Here is an 18,056-nt window from a genome sequence, read left to right as displayed (position 1 = left end):
GCTGTCAATTTGCGGGCGTTTCTTCGACGACGCCGACAATCGGCCCCAGCGAGAACCCCAGATCCGAGCGGTTGCTGGCACGCTCATACATCCGCGAGATATTGCCGTCGAAAAACAGCGCGTTTGGCGTGCCAAGCACATCGCGGAACAGACGCCCGAACTCGTGGAAGGTGACATAATCTTCCGAGATCGCAAACACCGCCCGTGTACCATCGGAACTGGTGCCGACCCCATTTCGAACATAAAGCGAGGTCGAATCGGGCAGGAAACGCGGGTGCAGTTCTCCGTCGATCACAAGCATGGGGCCGGATTGGGTGGCAAAGCGGCAGGTGGGGGCCTGATCCACGTAATCAAGCGTTTCAAACACATCCGCCCGGTCCTCGCGGATGCAGAACACGCCATTGGGCAGCAAACCGAAATTTCCGGGGCCGGGGTTGGTGATCACACGCATCTGCTCCTGGCCGTCCTCGACATAATGGCCAACGGGTGAACGGTCGTCGTGATACATGCCCGCGTTCATAGCAAAGGTCAGCCGTTCGCCTTCCGGGGCCAGCACTTCGTTGACCGCCGAAAAATGCCCCAATACCTGACCGTCTTCACCGTTCAGAAACAGCCGCAGATCTTCATTGGCGGCATCGACGTTGCAAACCGTATAACGTTTGTCCTCATGGGTCAGCTTTTCACAAGTGACCGCGCCTGCCTGCGCGGCCCAAAGAAGCGTCGCCAATGTGACAAACGTGCGGATCACTCGTCCAGATCGCGGCGCACCGCGTCCTGTTCGAACATGCGGCGGGTGTCGTCCAGACGGTCGAACGTGTCATCCAGCCGAAAGCGCAGATCGGGCGCGAATTTCAGGCCGACTTTCTTGCCGACCATGCGCCGCAGCTCACCCTTGTTGCGGGCCAGAAGTTCGATCACGTCCTCCTGCCCTCTGCCGCCAAGGGGCAGCACATAGGCGGTGGCGATCTTCAGATCGGGCGAGGTGCGCACCTCACCCACGGTGATCGACATGCGATTCAGGTCAGGGTCGTGGACATCTCCGCGCGCCAGAACTTCGGACAGGGTGCGACGGATCAGTTCGCCGACACGCAGCTGCCGTTGGGACGGGCCGGGGCCATCATGGAATTTGTTCTTTGCCATAATCCCCGATCTAAGCGCAAAGCGGGGCTTTGCCAAGCGGGCGCGAACCGGGTAGGAGGCTTTGAGCCGACTTAACGAAAAGGACCAGCGCAATGACCCATATTCCGGGGATCGTCATCACAGGGGCTTCGGGCCGTATGGGGCAGATGCTGATCAAGACCGTGACGGACAGCGATCAGGCCCGTCTGGTCGGCGTGGTCGAGCGCAAGGACCATGACTGGATCGGTGAGGATGTGGGCACAGTCATGGGCGGGCAGGCGCTGGGCGTTACCGTCACCGACGACCCGCTGGAGGCCTTTGCGCAGGCGCAGGCAGTGATCGACTTCACCGCGCCCGAAGCGACACTGGAATTCGCTGCGCTGGCGGCGCAGGCGCGCTGTGTGCATGTGATCGGCACCACCGGCATGTCCGACGAACAGATCGCAGCACTGGAACCCGCGTCCCGCCATGCGGTGATCGTACGGGCCGGCAACATGAGCCTTGGCGTCAACCTTCTGGTGCAATTGACCAAAAAGGTCGCAGCTGCGCTGGATGAGGATTTCGATATCGAGATCATCGAAGGTCACCACCATTACAAGGTCGATGCACCTTCGGGCACCGCCTTGATGCTGGGAGAGGCCGCGGCCGAGGGGCGCGGCGTTGCATTGTCGGACGTGTCCGACCGGGTCCGGGACGGCATCACCGGTGCGCGCAAGCGCGGAGATATCGGTTTTCACGCTATTCGCGGCGGCGACATCGTGGGGGAACATGATGTCCTGTTCGCCGCCCCCGGAGAACGCATCGTCCTGCGCCATCTCGCCACCGACCGCGCCATCTTTGCCCGCGGCGCGTTGAAAGCGGCGCTGTGGGGGCAGGGCAAATCCCCCGGTCAATATGACATGGTGGATGTGCTTGGGCTGTAAGCCATAGACGGGCCGCTCGACGGCGTTACACTCGGGCGTATGCGGAACCTGACATCACGTGTGATGACCGGATTGGTGCTGGTCCTGTTCTATCTGACCCTGCTGCCCTTCGTCGCGCAGGGGTTTGACATGATCGGCGTCGGGCTGTCTGAGAGCGCGGCACAAAAAAGCTACTTGTTTGCCTATGACCAGAGTGTCGCTAATGCGGCGATGATGTTGCATATCCTTGCCGGAACGGTGTTGGTGGCTCTTGGGCCGCTGCAACTGCTGAAAGGGCTTCGGCTGAAATACAATCGGTTTCACCGCGGCTTGGGTGTGGCTCTGATTGCGTCGGCTTTGATCACCGGACTGGCAGGAATGACCTATATCCCCCTGCGGGGAACGATCGGTGGACCGATGATGTCTGCAGCGTTTTTCTTGTATGGGCTCTGCCTGTTCACTGCAGCTCTGATGGTGGCGCGCATGGCTGTAATCGCGGATCGTGCTGGCCATTGGGCATGGGGTCTGCGGCTGTTCTGGCTGGCGCTGGGGTCGTGGCTCTACCGTGTGCATTATACGGTTTGGTATCTGTTGACCGGCGGGTTGGGGTCAGAGCCTGATTTCTCGGGCCCTTTCGATCAGGTTCAGAACTTCGCATTCTTCGTACCGTACCTGCTGGCTACGCAGATTTGGATCGCGCGTAGCCGATCTGCTCATCGGGGGGCTCTGATCACAAATCCCTGATCTTGTCGGCGCGCAGCGGGCAGGCGAGGTAGACGCCAAATTCCTGACCGATATCAGCGCTGACGCGGGCGTGCACCGCACCCTGCCGATCGAGGAACCGCTGGTTGTCTTCAACCGGGAATATCCCCTCGTGCCAGATACCGGGATGGATATACAGCCCGCGCGAACCGTCGCACCAGAACGCCACCACCTTTTCTGGTGTCAGGTTGTCGCCGGGCAACGCGGCAGGAATGATGAAGGGCTTTTTGTCGAGCGGCCAGAACATCTGCCCGCCATCCGGGTGGTAGTTCATGTGCCACAGCAGCACCTGATCGCGGGGCGCTGTTTGGCGGCTTGTCTGTGCCTGCTGCGGATCGGTGGACCAGCCGAGGACATAGTGACCATTGACCGCTTCGTTCTCGCCGTAAAGCACGTCGCCCTTCCACTCACCGCGAAAGGTACCTTCGACCCAGCCGCCTTCGTCGCCGGTGCCTTCATCGATCGGCCGCCACCCCTGTTGTGGCCAGCGAGTGATCTCGATCTCGAACTCTTCGGGATCATCGACCAGACACCCATAACCTTTGACCGAGGCGTCCGTCGCGCGGATCAGGGGAACCTCGTGCCAGGGCAGCGAGGGTTTGGTGCTGGCTTCAAAGATGTATTCCGGGGCGTTCATGCGGCCTCCATGTGCTTGTCGACCATACGCTGCACCATCGGCGCAAAATGTGCAAAGTCAGGTGTTTTCATGTCGGCGCGTTTGCCGGCCTCATCCAGATAGCGGACCTGAATAATCTCTTTCAGGTTCGGGTTGGCTTCGAACACGGCAACTTCTTCGGCGCTCATCGGACCACCTTGCAGTTCCAACGTGTGAACCGACGCCGCGGACAGGCGATTGAAATACTCGGGCTTGGTGGCACAAAGATACCGCTTGGCCGCCACGTGGTAGCGGCAGCAATCGGTGATGACCGAGGGGAAGAACTGCTCCAACACCTCGGCGCCCGCGTCCTCATGATGACGGTCTTCGGTGTCATCCGGGTGGTAGGTGCCGAACTCGGATGTGAAATGGCCGATGTCGTGCAGCAAGGCGCCCACGATAATTTCCTCGGGCATCCCGTTCTGCTCGGCAATGGTGGCGCCTTGCAGCATGTGCTGGGCCATGGTGACAGGCTCGCCCAGATATTCTTCACCGCCGCGGCGCGCAAAGATGTCACCGATGAAGGCAACGATATTGTCCCGGTTCAGTGTCGAGAAATCGGGTTTCATTCCGCCGCCTCCGGATGCGCCATCTCCATCGCCGCCAGTGTGGACAGCAACCCGTCCTTGTCGGCGTAACATCCCTGCAACCAGCGCGATCCGGCCCCGGAATAGCCAAGCCGCGCGTGCAGGACGCGGGTGTTGTCGACGATAAAGCTTTCCCCCGGTTCCAGTTTGAACGACACGCCCATCGCCGGATCGTCGATGATATCTCCCAGTTGGCGATAGGCCGCGTAATAAGCCTCCATCTTGTCAAACGGCACATCCACAAAGGGGGCGGAAGAGCGGTTGTTGAAGCGGATGCCGATCAACTCGCCATCCGGCGACAACTCGATCATCGGGCGGCGCGACCGCAGGCAGACCCCGTCCGAGCCCTTGTACTCGAACCGCGCCGGATATCCAGCCAGCAGGGCAAAGCCTTCGGGGTTTGCGTCACGCAGTTTTTCGATGGCGCGGAAGCCGTCAACAACGATGGACTCTCCACCTTCAGCCGAGTTTTCCAGACAATAGAGGATTTGCAAGGTCGGCACCGGGTCGCGATAGGGGTTGTCGGTATGCGCCTGAAGGCCAAGCCCGGTATAGGCAAGGTTTGTCGGGTTCACTTCGGTCCGGACCTCGAAATAGGGGCCATAATTGGTTTCGCGGACATAGCCGAACAGGTCAGCGACCTTCAGCAACGATTCAGGCTCGGTCGGGCCGCCGGTCAGCTTGGCAAAGCCGAACTCGGCCACAGCGGCCAGCCAATTGCGCTTGGCCGCCGGGCTGGCATGGACCTCGTTCCAATCGCCGCTGGGCGCGGCGATGCCACTTTCCCAGGTCGTGATGCCGGGGGCGATGCGACCCAGAGCAATGTCATGATCGCGGTCGTAGCTGTTTTCGGCCAACCAGTCCGCCGGGAAGGTGACGGTTTTGCCCTCAGGCTGGAACGTGACTTGCAGGTCACCCGCGACCACCTCGGCTGAACTGACCGAGATGTCGGCAGGAATATCACCGATGGTGATCAGGCGCTGACCGTTGCCCGGCGCTCGGGTATCAGCGTCCAGCGCGTTGTCGCGCAGCCAGATGGCGTGGAAGCGGGCCTTGGCCCCGATGTCAAACGCGACTGTAACAATCGAGGTGTCGTGGGTGGCGGTGCGCAGCATTGGGGGTCTCCTGTTCGGCGCGAGCTTTGGTTGAGCAGATACGCCGTTCGTGGCATTACGACAATTAATCCTTATTTCGGCTGAGGCTTGGAAAAACTAATGGCTAAGAATAAGACCGGATTACCGCCGCTGGATTGGTTGCGCGTGTTCGAAGCCGCTGGGCGGCTTGGCGGGTTCTCGGCGGCTGCGAAAGAGTTCGGGTTGACGCAGGCCGCCGTCAGCCAAAGGATCGGCAATCTTGAAGCGTGGCTGGGCCGGTCCCTGTTTGTGCGCGAGGCGCGCGGCGTGTCGCTGACGGTCGAAGGTGAAAGCTACCTGCCGTTGGTGCAGGACAGCCTGCTGGCGTTGGAACGCAACACTGAGGATCTGTTTGGAAAATCGCCGCGCGAACTCAGGGTCGCCGGGTTGTCGTCAAACATTCACGCCCTTGTTGTACCAGCCCTGCCTGTGTTCCGAAATCTGCGCCCCGAGGTGCGGGTGATGACCGACTCGGTTGCGCGCCGGTCGTCGCTGGATGAGGAACGCACCTGGCTGCAAATCCGCTATGGTCGCGGCGTGTGGGCCGGGCGCGACGCGGCGTTGATCGCGCATGAGGTGCTGGTGCCGATGGCCGCGCCGGGCGTTGAATGGGGTGCCCCCCTGATCGATCTGCGCGGCGAGCGTCCGGGCTGGCGCGAGTGGAACCGGAAATACGGGCACGGGGACGTCGCGCCATCACATGTCAGTTTCGATTCGATGGAACATGCTGTTTCGGCGGCAAGGCGCGGAATGGGGATTGCGCTGGGCTCGGTTCCGCTGGCGTCCGGTGATCTAAAGGATGGCCGGTTGCGCAGGTTAGAGCTGCCAGAGCTGCAGACCAAGGACGGGTATTGGCTGACATGGCCCGAAGATCGGGCGCAGTCCAGAAAACAGCGCGCCCTGATCGATGATTTTCTGAAGGCGCTGCGCGGCTGAGGGCCTAGAAATCGATGGCGATGCCTTTCTTTTCCCAATCACCGTAACGGGCGGGGTCCAGCCCATCGCGCCCGCCCAGTTCCTTGGGCATTTCCCTGGCCTCGGCCCGGGCTTTTTGGCGGCGTTCTTCCGCTTCGGCCAGTGCGCGTTGGGCGGCGGGGGGCAGGTCTTTGCGGTCGTCACTCATGACATCGGGTTCCTTTCCGTGCATAGCCTTGATATACGCCCGCGTCCGCCAATGGCAATGCGGGCACAGGTCACATGAAGGCGGTACCATGACAAACAGCGCGACAGCAGCACGGCGCAGCGCAATCTATCTGTTGGATCAGGTTCTGGGCGAAGGCCGCCTGTTGTCTGAATGCCTCGCTGCGGGCGCTTTGGATCGGTTGGGGCCAGAGGATCGCGCGCGTGCCCAGCGGCTGGCCTCGGAAACCCTGCGCGGGCTGGAGCGCGCCGACCGTCTGCTGGACAACCACCTGAACCGAACACCCGCCCTGACCGTACACAACGCGCTGCGGCTGGGCGCGGTCGAACTGTGCAGCGGGGAAGCCGCGCATGGGGTGGTGAACTCCATGGTTGAAATCATCAGCCGCTCGCGCAAGCACGGGCGTCTGAAAGGCTTGGTGAATGCCGTTTTGCGCAAGGTCGCGTCCGAGGGGCCCGAAGCATGGCCGAAAATGCGTGTCCCGCGCCTGCCGGAGTGGTTGCGAGACCCGCTGATCGCGGCGTGGGGTGTCGAAGCAGTTGCCGGAATGGAACAGGCGCATTTCGCGGGCGCACCACTGGACCTTACCCTGAAGCCGGGGGCGGAAAGCCCCCCGGGCGAAAAGCTGCCTACCGGTTCTGTGCGTATTCTGGATGCGGGTCAGGTCTCGGCCTTGCCGGGATACAAGGCTGGGGATTGGTGGGTGCAGGACGCGGCAGCCGCGCTGCCGGTGCGTGTTCTGGCACCGAAGGCGGGCGAGAAGGTGTTGGACCTTTGCGCGGCACCGGGCGGTAAAACCATGCAACTGGCTGCGGCGGGCTCGGATGTGACGGCGCTGGATGTATCCGCGGCGCGCACAGAACGCGTGCGCGAAAACCTAGCGCGAACCGGATTGATGGCAGAAGTCATCGTGGGTGACGCGCTGGACCATCAGGGTCAGTACGACGCGATTTTGCTGGACGCGCCCTGCTCGGCCACGGGTACGATCCGCAGGCATCCTGACTTGCCCTTTGCCAAGGATGGCTCGGAATTTGGCGGATTGATCGAATTGCAGGCGCAGATGCTGGCCCACGCATGGACGCTGCTGAAACCTGGCGGGCGGCTGGTCTATTGCACCTGTTCGCTTTTGCCGGATGAGGGCGAGGTTCAGATCGAAGACGCGCTGGGCATGTATCCGGACATGCGTGTTGATCGCGAGGCACTAAAGCTCTCCGGCATCGAAGACAACTGGATCACCGAGGAAGGCGGCCTGCGTCTACGGCCCGACTACTGGCCCGATCGCGGGGGTATGGACGGGTTCTATATCGCCTGCCTGAACAAATCCGCCTGAGTGCACGCTTTTCGATGACTTGACGATCGGCGCGGTCTATCGTTGGGTCTCAAGCGCCAGCAGAGCGCAAGGGGCAGAGTAACACGCGCATGTCAAATTCGGACACCATGGCCAGTCGGTGGATGCGGTTGCAGAACCGTTTCTACGCGCGTCTCAGCCAACGGCAAAAGACCGCCACGGGGTTTGTTGCGCAGCCCCAGCCGCGCACCGTTGGTTCGTTTGCGCGCGGGCGGCAGCTGGTTGCGGGGAATCTCTTGTTCGCCGGCTATCTGGTCGAGGCAGACGATACAGCGTTGTGGGATGTCATTGCCCCCAGCGCCGGCTTTGACGAGGAACGCCATGGTTTTGCATGGCTGGATGATCTGGCCGCCGTCGGTGATATGCGCGCACGGGAAAAAGCGCAGCGCTGGGTCTGGGGCTGGATCGAGGCGCATGGCCGCGGGCAGGGCCCCGGCTGGGTACCTGACCTGACCGGGCGGCGGGTGATGCGCTGGATCAACCATGCACTCTTTCTGCTGCGCGGGGCAGATGAAAAGCAAAGCAAGCTGTTCTTTCGGTCTTTGGCGCAGCAAACATGGTTCCTGTCCAAACGCTGGCAGGCCGCGACACCCGGGTTGCCGCGTTTCGAGGCGCTGGCCGGTCTTGTACAAGCCGGGTTGGCGCTGGAGGGGTTGGAGCAGATGGCCGATCCGGCCCTGCGGGCTTTGGCTGGCGAGTGTGACCGGCAGGTGGACGCACAGGGCGGTATTCCAACACGCAACCCGGAAGAGCTGCTTGAAGTGTTCATGCTGCTCAGCTGGACGTCGGCGGCGCTCAGCGACCTTGGACGCGGCACACCCGTTGCGCAGGCCAAGGCGATCAAGCGGATCGCACCGACCTTGCGCAGCCTGCGCCATGCGGATGGCGCGCTGGCAAGGTTTCATGGTGGCGGGCGCGGGGTCGAAGGGCGGCTGGAACAGGCGCTTGCGCAAAGTGGCGTCAAGCACAAGGCGGCGACCGAATTGCCAATGGGCTATGCCCGCCTGTCCGCAGCGCGCACCACAGTGATCGTGGATGCCAGCGCGCCGCCGTCCGGAGCGGCTTCATTCAACGCGCACGCATCCACGCTGGCGTTCGAGCTGACCTCGGGGCGGCGCCCTTTGATCGTGAATTGTGGATCGGGGGCCAGCTTCGGGCTGGATTGGCGCCGTGCCGGGCGTGCGACGCCTTCTCACTCAACCCTGTGTCTGGACGGGTTCTCGAGCGCGCGATTGGCCAACCCGTTGCCGGGCCGCGAAAGTCAGGCGCTGGTCGACGCGCCGCGGGACGTTCCGGTCGATTTTGAAGATGCGTTCGAAGGCATCCGATTCATGGCTGGGCATGACGGGTATGTCAAAGTCTTCGGGCTGACCCACGCGCGCACATTCGAATTGCGTTTTGACGGTCGTGAGCTGACGGTCGAGGATATTCTGCTGACCGCAACCGACAAGGCCAAGCGTCAGTTCGACAGGGCGATGGACGCCTCGGGCCTCAAAGGCATTGGCTATGACATCCGTTTTCATCTGCATCCTGACGTTGATGCCGCGCTGGATCTGGGCGGGGCGGCAGTGTCGATGGCGCTCAAAAGCGGCGAGATCTGGGTTTTCCGCCATGACGGCGTGGGAAAATTATATGTCGAACCAAGTGTTTACCTTGAAAAAGGCCGTTTAAAGCCACGCGCGACAAAACAGATCGTTCTATCTGGCCGCGCAATGGAGTATGCGACGCGCATCCGGTGGACGCTGAGCAAGGCGCAGGATACAGCCTATGCCGTGCGCGATACGCACCGGGACGAGCCCAAGTTTGACTGACGCCAAAAGGACCTTTGGACCCATGACCGACCTTCACCCCGTGCGCCGCGCGTTGCTTTCCGTTTCCGACAAGACCGGGCTGATCGAGCTGGGCAAGGCGCTGTCCGAACGCGGGATCGAATTGCTGTCGACTGGCGGCACTGCCAAGGCGCTGCGCGATGCAGGGCTAGAGGTGCGCGATGTCAGCGAAATCACCGGGTTCCCCGAGATGATGGATGGCCGGGTCAAGACGCTGCACCCGATGGTGCATGGCGGGTTGCTGGCGCTGCGCGACAATGACACCCACGTCGCGGCGATGGAGGAACATGGCATCGGTGCCATCGACCTGCTGGTCGTGAACCTCTACCCGTTCGAGGCAACCGTCGCTAAGGGCGCGGGTTATGACGAATGTATCGAGAATATCGACATCGGCGGCCCGGCGATGATCCGCGCGGCCTCCAAAAACCATGCCTTCGTGAACGTGGTGGTGGATGTCGAGGATTATTCCTCCCTGCTGGATCAGCTGGAAGAAAACTACGGCAAGACATCCTATGGCTTCCGCCAGTGGCTGGCGCAAAAGGGCTATGCCCGAACAGCGGCTTATGACGCCGCCGTGTCGAACTGGATGGCCGATGCGCTGCAACTGGACGCCCCAAAGCGCCGCGCATTTGCCGGTGAGTTGAAGCAGACCCTGCGGTATGGCGAAAACAGCCACCAGCAGGCAGCGTTCTATACGGACGGCACCAACCGCCCCGGCGTCGCCACCGCCGTTCAACATCAGGGCAAGGAACTGAGCTATAACAACATCAACGACACGGACGCGGCCTTTGAGCTGGTGGCCGAGTTTGATCCGGCGAAAGGCGCGGCTTGCGCCATCATCAAGCACGCCAACCCTTGCGGTGTAGCCACAGGTGCAACCCTTCTCGAGGCGTACAAGGCGGCATTTGACTGCGACCGCACCTCGGCTTTTGGTGGCATTGTTGCGCTGAACCAGCCGCTGGATGCAGAAACAGCGCAAGAGATTACCGGCATCTTCACCGAGGTTGTAATTGCCCCCGGTGCCTCGGACGAGGCCAAGGCGATTTTTGCCGCCAAGAAAAACCTGCGCCTGCTGACAACCGAGGCGCTGCCGGATGTAACCGAAGGTGGCAAAACCGTCCGTCAGGTGGCCGGCGGGCTGTTGGTGCAGGACAAGGATAACGGGTTTATCGGCATGGACGACCTCAAGGTCGTGACCAAGAAAGCCCCGACCGACGCGCAGATGCGTGACCTGTTGTTCGCGTGGAAAGTGGCCAAACACGTCAAATCCAACGCCATCGTCTACGTCAAGGATGGCGCAACCGTGGGTGTTGGCGCGGGGCAGATGAGCCGAGTGGATTCGGCCCTGATCGCGGCCAAGAAAGCCGAACGTATGGCCGAAACGCTGGGCTTGCCGCAACCGCTGACCATCGGTTCCGCCGTGGCATCGGATGCGTTTTTCCCCTTCCCCGACGGGTTGATGGAAGCCGCCGAAGCGGGCGCGACCTGCGTCATTCAGCCGGGCGGGTCCATGCGCGACGATGAAGTGATCGCCGCAGCCGATGAGGCTGGTCTGGCGATGGTCTTCACCGGCATGCGTCATTTCCGTCACTGATGCGGTCACGCCTGCTTCTCTGGGCGGCCTTGGCCGCCTTCGCGATCGACCAGATCAGCAAATATCTGGTCGTTCACGTCCTGCGCGTGGCTGAACGGCCCGACGGTATCGATGTTCTGCCACCGCTGCTGGTGTTCAAATACGGCGAGAATCGGGGCATCAATTTCGGCCTGTTTCAGGGCGACTCTGAGGCCGCGCGCTGGTTTTTGATCGGTGTATCCGTGGCGATCTGCATCGGTGTTCTTGTTTGGCTTGGTCGTTCGATGCGTTCGAAATTCATGTTGCTCTGTGGCGGTCTGCTGATCGGCGGAGCGCTTGCGAATGTGGTCGACCGGCTCCTTTATGGGTTTGTTCTGGATTTCCTGAACATGTCCTGCTGTGGCATCAACAACCCGTTTGTGTTCAACTTGGCGGATGTGTTCATATTCGCCGGAGCGCTGGGGCTGGTTTTGTTTGACGGCAAAAAGCCCTCGTGACGCGCGGAATGATTTGCGATAAAAGCGCCTGAAACAGGCTGGAGACACCAATGCGGATGCCGCGCGCCATATTTGTTCTGACAGTTGCCGCTGCGGTTGCGGCATGTTCGAATCCCGGACTGCGGGATCTGGCGCCTCCGGGACAGGGTCCTGATGAATTTTCGGTATTGCCGGTCAAGCCGCTGACCCAGCCTCAGGATTACGCGTTCCTGCCGGCACCCACGCCGGGTGGTGGGAATCTGACAGACCCGACCCCCAACGCCGATGCGGTAGTCGCGCTGGGTGGTAATGCCGCCGCCCTGAACCCCAACGCTGGTGTGCCGTCGTCGGATGCGGCGCTTGTGACGGCGTCCAGCCGTTATGGCGTGTCACCCGATACGCGGCAGGTGGTCGAAGCCGAGGACGCCGCATTCCGCAAACGCCGGGGCCGCTGGACCGGTCTGCGCCTGTTCCCTGTCGACCGCTATAGTCAGGTCTACGAACGCCAGTCGATCGATCCGTTCTCGGAAACCGATGCCGCCCGCCGGGCCGGGGTCGAGACCCCAACCTCGCCCCCGAATGAATAATTCTTAACTTTCCGTCATCGGGCTTGAACCCGGGCCGCACCACCGTAGTTTGAATGACAGAAACGAAACGGAGGATGCCCCATGGTTCGGGCCCTTGCCTTGTCGGCTGCCCTGATCGCCACCACACCGGCTTTTGCCGAGGGTGGGAAAGAAGCGGTCACCACATTTACTTTGGACAACGGCATGGATGTCGTCGTGGTCGAAGATCACCGCGCGCCTGTCGTGCAGCACATGGTCTGGTACCGCGCCGGATCGGCGGATGAGCCGATCGGATCGTCGGGTGTCGCGCATTTTCTGGAACACCTGCTGTTCAAGGGCACAGATACTTTGGCGCCGGGTGAATTCTCGGCCACCGTTGCGGCCAATGGTGGTAACGACAACGCATTCACTTCGTATGATTACACTGCCTATTTCCAGCGCGTCGCCGCCGACCGGCTTGAGCTGATGATGCGTATGGAATCGGACAGGATGCGGAACATTCGCCTGAGCGAAGAGGACATCGTGACCGAGCGCGATGTGATCCTTGAGGAACGCAACCAGCGCACCGAGAACAACCCGCGCGCCCTGTTCGGCGAACAGATGAGCGCGGCACAATACCTCAATCACCGTTATGGCGTGCCGATCATCGGCTGGAAGCACGAGATGGAAGAACTGGAACTGGAAGACGCGTTGTCTTTCTACCAGACCCACTATGCGCCCAATAACGCTATTCTGGTTGTCACCGGAGACGTTGACCCCGCCGAGGTCCGCACTCTGGCCGATCAGTATTACGGTGTGATCCCGGCCAATGCGGATTTGCCGGAACGGGTCCGGTCGCAGGAGCCCCCGCAAACCGCCGAACGCCGTCTGACTTTCAAGGACCCTCGCGTGGCGCAGCCCTATGTCCAGCGCAGTTACCTGGCGCCCGAACGCGATCCGGGCGATCAGGAAAAGGCGGCAGCCCTGTTTCTGTTGGCGGAACTGCTGGGGGGCAGCACGACCTCTTACCTGAACGAAAAGCTGCAATTCGATCAGAAAATGGCTGTTTATACCGGGGCGTTCTATCGTGACGTCTCGCTGGATGACACAACATTCGATCTGCTGGTGGTTCCCGCCGAAGGGGTTTCCCTGCAAGAGGCCGAAGATGCCATGGACCAGGCCGTGGCCGATTTCATTGCCGAAGGTGTCGACGAGGACGATCTGAACCGCATCAAGATGCAGTTGCGGGCCGCGCAGACCTATGCGCGCGACAATGTGGACGGGATCGGCAACCGCTATGGGCGCGCCCTGACCAGCGGCCTGACAATACAGGACGTGCAGGCATGGCCTGATATTCTTCAGGCTGTGACCGGCGACGAAATCATCGCCGCCGCCCGCGATGTTCTGCAACCCGAGGCGTCGGTCACCGGCTGGCTGATGCGCGATGATGAGGTGACGCAATGAAACGGTTTCTCGCAACGCTGATTGCCTGTCTGGTTGCTCTGCCTGCCTTGGCCGAGATCGAGATTGAAGAAGTGACCTCGCCCGGCGGGATCACCGCATGGCTGGTCGAGGATCACTCGATCCCTTTCACCGCGCTCGAGCTGCGCTTTCGTGGCGGTACGTCGCTGGACGACCCGGACAAGCGCGGCGCCGTCTATCTGATGAGCGGGCTGATCGAGGAAGGGTCCGGCGAAATGGACGCGCGGACCTATGCGCGCGAGCTTGAGGCGCTGGCCGCATCGTTCCGCTATAACGCCGGTGACGACACGGTTTCGATTTCCGCACGTTTTCTGACCGAAAACCGGGATGAGGTTGCCGACCTGCTGCGTGAGACGATTCACGAACCACGCTTTGATCAGGACGCGGTTGACCGTGTGCGCGCACAAATCCTGTCCGGGCTGCGATCAGATCAAACCGACCCGAACGAGATTGCAGGCCGCAGCTTTGCCCAGATGGCCTATGGCGATCACCCTTATGGTTCCGAAGGCAAGGGCACGATCGAAAGCGTCTCGGCGCTGACACGGGATGATGTGGTAGCGGCGTATGAAAGCGTTTTTGCCAAGGATCGTCTTTATGTGGGGGCCGTCGGCGATATCACGGCCGAAGAACTGGGCGCATTGCTTGACACATTGCTCGCCGACCTGCCGGAAACGGGCAAGCCCATCCCGGGCAAGGCCAACGTGACCATCCCCGGCGGGATCAGTGTTGTCGAGTTTGACACCCCGCAATCCGTGGCGCTGTTTGGCCATGCCGGAATAGATCGGGACGATCCTGATTTCTTTGCCGCCTATATCCTGAACCACATCCTTGGCGGTGGCGGGTTCGAAAGCCGTCTGATGCAGGAGGTGCGCGAAAAGCGTGGCCTGACCTATGGGGTTGGAACCTATCTTGTGCCCAAGGATCTGGCCTCGGTTTACCTGGGGTCGGTGTCATCGGCCAATGACCGCATTGCCGAGGCGATAGAGGTTATTCGCAACGAATGGGCGCATGCCGCCACCGAAGGGGTGACGCAGAAGGAACTGGACGATGCCAAGACCTATCTGACTGGCGCTTATCCGCTGCGCTTTGATGGCAACGGGCAGATTGCCGGGATCATGGTGGGGATGCAGATGGAAGGATTGCCCATCGATTATATCGCCACCCGCAATGACAAGGTGAACGCGGTCACACTGGAAGACGTGAACCGCGTTGCATCCGAACTTTTGGACCCGGACGGCCTGCATTTCACTGTTGTTGGAAAGCCGGTTGGGCTGGAAACTACCAACTGAACTGCAAGGGGTGAGATGCGGCTCACCCCTTTTTCATACTCCGCAGCATATCGCCCATCATCTGGCCGAACTTGCCCGATCCGCGCTGATAAAGTGCCCCATCCACGGCCAGAACCGTGCCGCTGATATAGCTGGCCAGATCCGAGCTGAGGAACAGGCAGGCATTGGCCACGTCCTGCGGCTGACCCCAGCGGCCCAACGGCACGTCGCGGCGCAGTTCTTCGTGGGCGTTTTTGGTGGGCGCTAGGCGTTTCGCACCTTCGGTGCCTTCGATGAACCCCGGCACAACCGAGTTCACCCTGATCCCCTCGACACCCCATTCCATCGACAGCGTGCGAGTGATCTGATCCACCCCCGCCTTGGCGGCGCAAACATGCGACTGGCCTTCGTACGGCAGGTAGGACTGCGGGGCCGAGATATTGATGATGCTGGCACCGGGGCGTTTGAGGATCGGATACGCCCCCTTCATCACGTGGATCGTGCCCATCAGGTCGATATCGATCACGGTCTTGAACGCGTTGACCGACATCTCGGACGCCAGCGCCGGGAAGTTGCCCGCCGCGCCCGAGATCAGCACATCGAAATCCCCAAAGGCGTCATGGAATTGCTTCAGCCCCGCCGCCACAGCGTCGGCATCGCGCACATCAAACGCAGCCCCAATCGCATCCTGTGCGCCTGCGGCTTTCAGCGCGGCGATGGTGTCATCGACCTTGTCCTGCGACCGGCTGGCCACGGCCAGTTTGGCACCCGAGGCCGCAAAAGCCTCGGCAATGCCGCGATTGATACCGCTGGTTCCGCCAATGACGATGACGGTTTTTCCTGAAAAATCGCCGGTTAAATCCATGTAGGCCTCCCTTGGCGGGAGCCCTACTCGCCGTAGGGCACCCAGATGTTTTTCACTTCGGTTGCAGCCTGAAGGAAGCGGCGGGAATGGTCCATGCTCCAGTCAAATGCCGTCGCGTTATTGACCCAGGTCCGTTTCAGGTTCCCGGCTGAAACGACCTCGATCTCTTTCGACAGGTCGGTGGACGAGAACGACCAGACCGCGTCGACGTTCAGATGCGAGGCCAGCGGTTTCGCCAGTTCAGCATGGCTGCCGGTCAGGATGTTGACCACACCGGCAGGGACGTCCGAAGTCTCAAGGATCTGGTAGAAATCCGTCGCCGCCAGCGGGTAGGGCTCAGAAGCCACCAGAACCGTCCGGTTACCCATCGCAATCGCAGGCGCCATGGCCGAGACCAGACCCAGCAGCGGTGCCTCATCCGCGCAAAGCGCACCGATTACGCCAACGGGTTCCTTCATGGCGATGGCCACGCCCCGGATCGGAACACCATGGACCTGGCCGTCATACTTGTCGGCCCAGGCGGCGGCAGTGAACAGGCGTTGGATCGAAGCCTCAACTTCTTTCGCGCCGTCTTTCCTACCGGTCATGGTGTCGATCCGCGCCGCGAATTCACCGGCACGGGCCGAGAGGTTTTCGCCGATGTAATACAGGATCTGGGCCCGCAGATGGCCGGTGGTTCTGGACCAGCTTTTGGCACCTGCCGCAGCCTCGACCGCGTTGCGCACGTCCTTGCGGTTGGCAAGACCCACATGGCCCAGCAGGCCGGACTTGCCCCAAACCGGTTTCGAATAACCACCATCGGGTCGCGCCTGCTTGCCGCCGACATACAACTTGGCGGTGCGGTCAATCGGGTCGACCGGTGCCCCTTCGCCCATGGCTGCCTCGACCTTTGCCAGCGGCTTGGCCTTACCCTTGGGTCTGGTATAGGCGGTCAGCCCTTCCCAACCACCTTCGCGGCCAAAGCCGCTTTCGCGGACCCCGCCGAACCCGGCGGCGGCGTCAAACAGATTGGTGGCATTCACCCAGACGACGCCCGCAACCAGCTTGGGAGCGATATCCAGCGCAAGGTTCACATTCTCGGTCCAGACGGTCGCCGCCAGACCATACCGGGTGTTGTTGGCCAGCTCGACGGCCTCTTCTGGTGTGCGGAAAGTCGAAGACACCAGCACCGGGCCAAAGATCTCTTCCTGCATCAACGGGTCCGAGGTCTCGAGCCCCGAGATCAGTGTCGGCGGGTAGTAGCAGCCGTTTGCGGGAAGCTCGCAGGCGGCTTGATGCACATGGCCCGCTGTGTTGCTTTCGACCATTCCCTTGATGGTCTGCAACTGAACCGGGTCCACAACCGCGCCCACGTCGATACATTTGTCCAGCGGATTGCCGACGCGCAGCGTGTCCATTCGGGCGCGCAGCTTGTCGTGGAAACGGTCGGCGATACCTTCCTGCACCAGCAGTCGCGAACCCGCACAACAGACCTGACCCTGATTGAACCAGATCGCATCCACCAGCCCTTCGATGGCCGAGTCGATATCGGCGTCATCAAAGACGATGTACGCGGATTTGCCGCCCAACTCCAATGTCAGTTCCTTACCAGATCCGGCAGTGGCCTCACGGATGCGGCGGCCCACAACAGTCGAGCCGGTAAAGGCAATCTTGTCCACGTCCGAGGCCACGATCATCTCGCCCACGGCACCGTCTCCGGTAACGATGTTGACGACACCTTTCGGCAGACCGGCCTGTGTGCAGATATCGGCAAACAACAGCGCCGTCAGCGAGGTATATTCAGCGGGTTTCAGAACCACCGTATTTCCCATTGCCAGCGCAGGCGCGATCTTCCACGCCAACATCAGCAGGGGGAAGTTCCACGGGATGATCTGACCGCACACACCCAACGCTTCGGCGTCGGGCAGCTCGCTTTCCATCAGCTGCGCCATACCGGCGTGGTAATAGAAATGCCGCTGCGCCAGCGGAATATCGATGTCACGCGATTCCCGGATCGGTTTGCCGTTGTCGAGGCTTTCCAGCACCGCAAACAGACGCGAATGCTTTTGCAGCAGTCGCGCAATTGCATACAGATACCGCGCACGGCCCGCGCCGCCCAGTTTCTCCCAATTCGGCTGAGCCTTGCGCGCGGCGGCTACAGCGGCGTCCACGTCGGCCTGCTTGGCCTGCGTCAGTTTCGCCAGAACCTCCCCGGTCGCAGGGTTGCGGCTGTCAAACCCTTTGCCAGGCTTGGTGAAAGCACCGTCGATATAGTGTCCGAACTTGTCGCCCTGATCGACCAGCCAGGCCAGCGCCTCAGCGGCGCTTTCGGGGGCGGGGCCGTATTCCATGGTCTCAAAAATCTCTTTGACTGTCATGACTTCATCTTTTC

General features: G+C 61.3%; 18 protein-coding genes. 10 read left to right on the top strand and 8 right to left on the bottom strand.

What is annotated here, in order from left to right; all coding sequences use genetic code 11:
* Window positions 1-4: 4 nt before the first annotated feature.
* Together AC2FPW_RS20770 and rbfA are read right to left on the bottom strand one after the other, a co-directional pair.
* Window positions 5-748, bottom strand: a complete 744-nt coding sequence (locus tag AC2FPW_RS20770) for a phosphodiester glycosidase family protein (protein WP_496815211.1) — start codon at window positions 746-748, stop codon at window positions 5-7.
* On the bottom strand, window positions 745-1,140 hold the full coding sequence (gene rbfA / locus AC2FPW_RS20765; protein WP_209505090.1) for a 30S ribosome-binding factor RbfA: 396 nt from the start codon (window positions 1,138-1,140) through the stop codon (window positions 745-747). Before rbfA ends, AC2FPW_RS20770 begins: the two co-directional genes overlap by 4 nt.
* Window positions 1,141-1,232: 92 nt before the next feature.
* Between rbfA and dapB the strand changes: the two genes are divergently transcribed.
* Both dapB and AC2FPW_RS20755 read left to right on the top strand, forming a co-directional pair.
* Complete coding sequence (gene dapB, locus AC2FPW_RS20760) at window positions 1,233-2,042, top strand: 4-hydroxy-tetrahydrodipicolinate reductase (protein ID WP_496815210.1); 810 nt, start codon at window positions 1,233-1,235, stop codon at window positions 2,040-2,042.
* A 39-nt stretch (window positions 2,043-2,081) separates the two neighbouring features.
* On the top strand, window positions 2,082-2,765 hold the full coding sequence (locus AC2FPW_RS20755) for a DUF2306 domain-containing protein (protein WP_496815209.1): 684 nt from the start codon (window positions 2,082-2,084) through the stop codon (window positions 2,763-2,765).
* On the opposite strand, the gene AC2FPW_RS20750 is transcribed toward AC2FPW_RS20755, so the two are convergent.
* Genes AC2FPW_RS20750 through tmpA form a run of 3 tightly spaced genes read right to left on the bottom strand, consistent with a single transcriptional unit; the run spans window position 2,752 to window position 5,140 of the window.
* On the bottom strand, window positions 2,752-3,420 hold the full coding sequence (locus AC2FPW_RS20750) for an ureidoglycolate lyase (RefSeq protein ID WP_496815208.1): 669 nt from the start codon (window positions 3,418-3,420) through the stop codon (window positions 2,752-2,754). The genes AC2FPW_RS20755 and AC2FPW_RS20750 overlap by 14 nt on opposite strands.
* A complete protein-coding gene (tmpB, locus tag AC2FPW_RS20745) occupies window positions 3,417-4,007 on the bottom strand; it encodes a (R)-1-hydroxy-2-trimethylaminoethylphosphonate oxygenase (RefSeq protein WP_496815207.1) in 591 nt (196 codons plus the stop codon). The genes AC2FPW_RS20750 and tmpB overlap by 4 nt, the downstream gene beginning before the upstream one ends.
* Window positions 4,004-5,140, bottom strand: a complete 1,137-nt coding sequence (tmpA, locus tag AC2FPW_RS20740; RefSeq protein ID WP_496815205.1) for a 2-trimethylaminoethylphosphonate dioxygenase — start codon at window positions 5,138-5,140, stop codon at window positions 4,004-4,006. The genes tmpB and tmpA overlap by 4 nt, the downstream gene beginning before the upstream one ends.
* Before the next feature lie 99 nt (window positions 5,141-5,239).
* Between tmpA and AC2FPW_RS20735 the strand changes: the two genes are divergently transcribed.
* Entirely contained in the window at window positions 5,240-6,094 is an 855-nt protein-coding gene (locus AC2FPW_RS20735) for a LysR family transcriptional regulator (protein ID WP_496815204.1), read from the top strand.
* Window positions 6,095-6,098: 4 nt separating this feature from the next.
* On the opposite strand, the gene AC2FPW_RS20730 is transcribed toward AC2FPW_RS20735, so the two are convergent.
* Window positions 6,099-6,281, bottom strand: coding sequence for a DUF1674 domain-containing protein (locus tag AC2FPW_RS20730; protein ID WP_480474237.1), 183 nt, complete (start codon window positions 6,279-6,281; stop codon window positions 6,099-6,101).
* An 88-nt stretch (window positions 6,282-6,369) separates the two neighbouring features.
* Between AC2FPW_RS20730 and AC2FPW_RS20725 the strand changes: the two genes are divergently transcribed.
* The 7 genes from AC2FPW_RS20725 (at window position 6,370) to AC2FPW_RS20695 (ending at window position 14,841) form a co-directional block, all read left to right on the top strand.
* A complete protein-coding gene (locus tag AC2FPW_RS20725) occupies window positions 6,370-7,629 on the top strand; it encodes an RsmB/NOP family class I SAM-dependent RNA methyltransferase (RefSeq protein WP_496815202.1) in 1,260 nt (419 codons plus the stop codon).
* A gap of 89 nt (window positions 7,630-7,718) precedes the next feature.
* Entirely contained in the window at window positions 7,719-9,458 is a 1,740-nt protein-coding gene (locus AC2FPW_RS20720) for a heparinase II/III family protein (protein ID WP_496815201.1), read from the top strand.
* A 22-nt stretch (window positions 9,459-9,480) separates the two neighbouring features.
* On the top strand, window positions 9,481-11,070 hold the full coding sequence (gene purH, locus AC2FPW_RS20715) for a bifunctional phosphoribosylaminoimidazolecarboxamide formyltransferase/IMP cyclohydrolase (RefSeq protein WP_496815200.1): 1,590 nt from the start codon (window positions 9,481-9,483) through the stop codon (window positions 11,068-11,070).
* Window positions 11,070-11,546: a signal peptidase II gene (gene lspA, locus AC2FPW_RS20710; RefSeq protein WP_209505080.1), complete on the top strand. Its 477-nt coding sequence runs from the start codon at window positions 11,070-11,072 to the stop codon at window positions 11,544-11,546. Before purH ends, lspA begins: the two co-directional genes overlap by 1 nt.
* Window positions 11,547-11,596: 50 nt before the next feature.
* On the top strand, window positions 11,597-12,112 hold the full coding sequence (locus tag AC2FPW_RS20705; protein WP_480506498.1) for a DUF3035 domain-containing protein: 516 nt from the start codon (window positions 11,597-11,599) through the stop codon (window positions 12,110-12,112).
* Window positions 12,113-12,193: 81 nt separating this feature from the next.
* Entirely contained in the window at window positions 12,194-13,534 is a 1,341-nt protein-coding gene (locus AC2FPW_RS20700) for a M16 family metallopeptidase (RefSeq protein WP_496815199.1), read from the top strand.
* Window positions 13,531-14,841 carry a M16 family metallopeptidase gene (locus tag AC2FPW_RS20695; protein ID WP_496815197.1) on the top strand — a complete coding sequence of 437 codons (1,311 nt, stop codon included), beginning with the start codon at window positions 13,531-13,533 and terminating at the stop codon, window positions 14,839-14,841. Before AC2FPW_RS20700 ends, AC2FPW_RS20695 begins: the two co-directional genes overlap by 4 nt.
* Before the next feature lie 22 nt (window positions 14,842-14,863).
* Here AC2FPW_RS20695 and AC2FPW_RS20690 read toward each other — a convergent pair whose 3' ends face one another.
* Together AC2FPW_RS20690 and AC2FPW_RS20685 are read right to left on the bottom strand one after the other, a co-directional pair.
* On the bottom strand, window positions 14,864-15,685 hold the full coding sequence (locus AC2FPW_RS20690) for an SDR family oxidoreductase (protein ID WP_496815196.1): 822 nt from the start codon (window positions 15,683-15,685) through the stop codon (window positions 14,864-14,866).
* A gap of 23 nt (window positions 15,686-15,708) precedes the next feature.
* On the bottom strand, window positions 15,709-18,042 hold the full coding sequence (locus AC2FPW_RS20685) for an aldehyde dehydrogenase family protein (protein ID WP_496815195.1): 2,334 nt from the start codon (window positions 18,040-18,042) through the stop codon (window positions 15,709-15,711).
* Window positions 18,043-18,056: the final 14 nt, after the last annotated feature.

It is taken from the genome of Ruegeria sp. SATB027, from assembly GCF_059613825.1.
The sequence above is the reverse complement of the archived record's forward strand: the minus strand, read 5'-3'. Positions and strand labels throughout refer to the sequence as shown.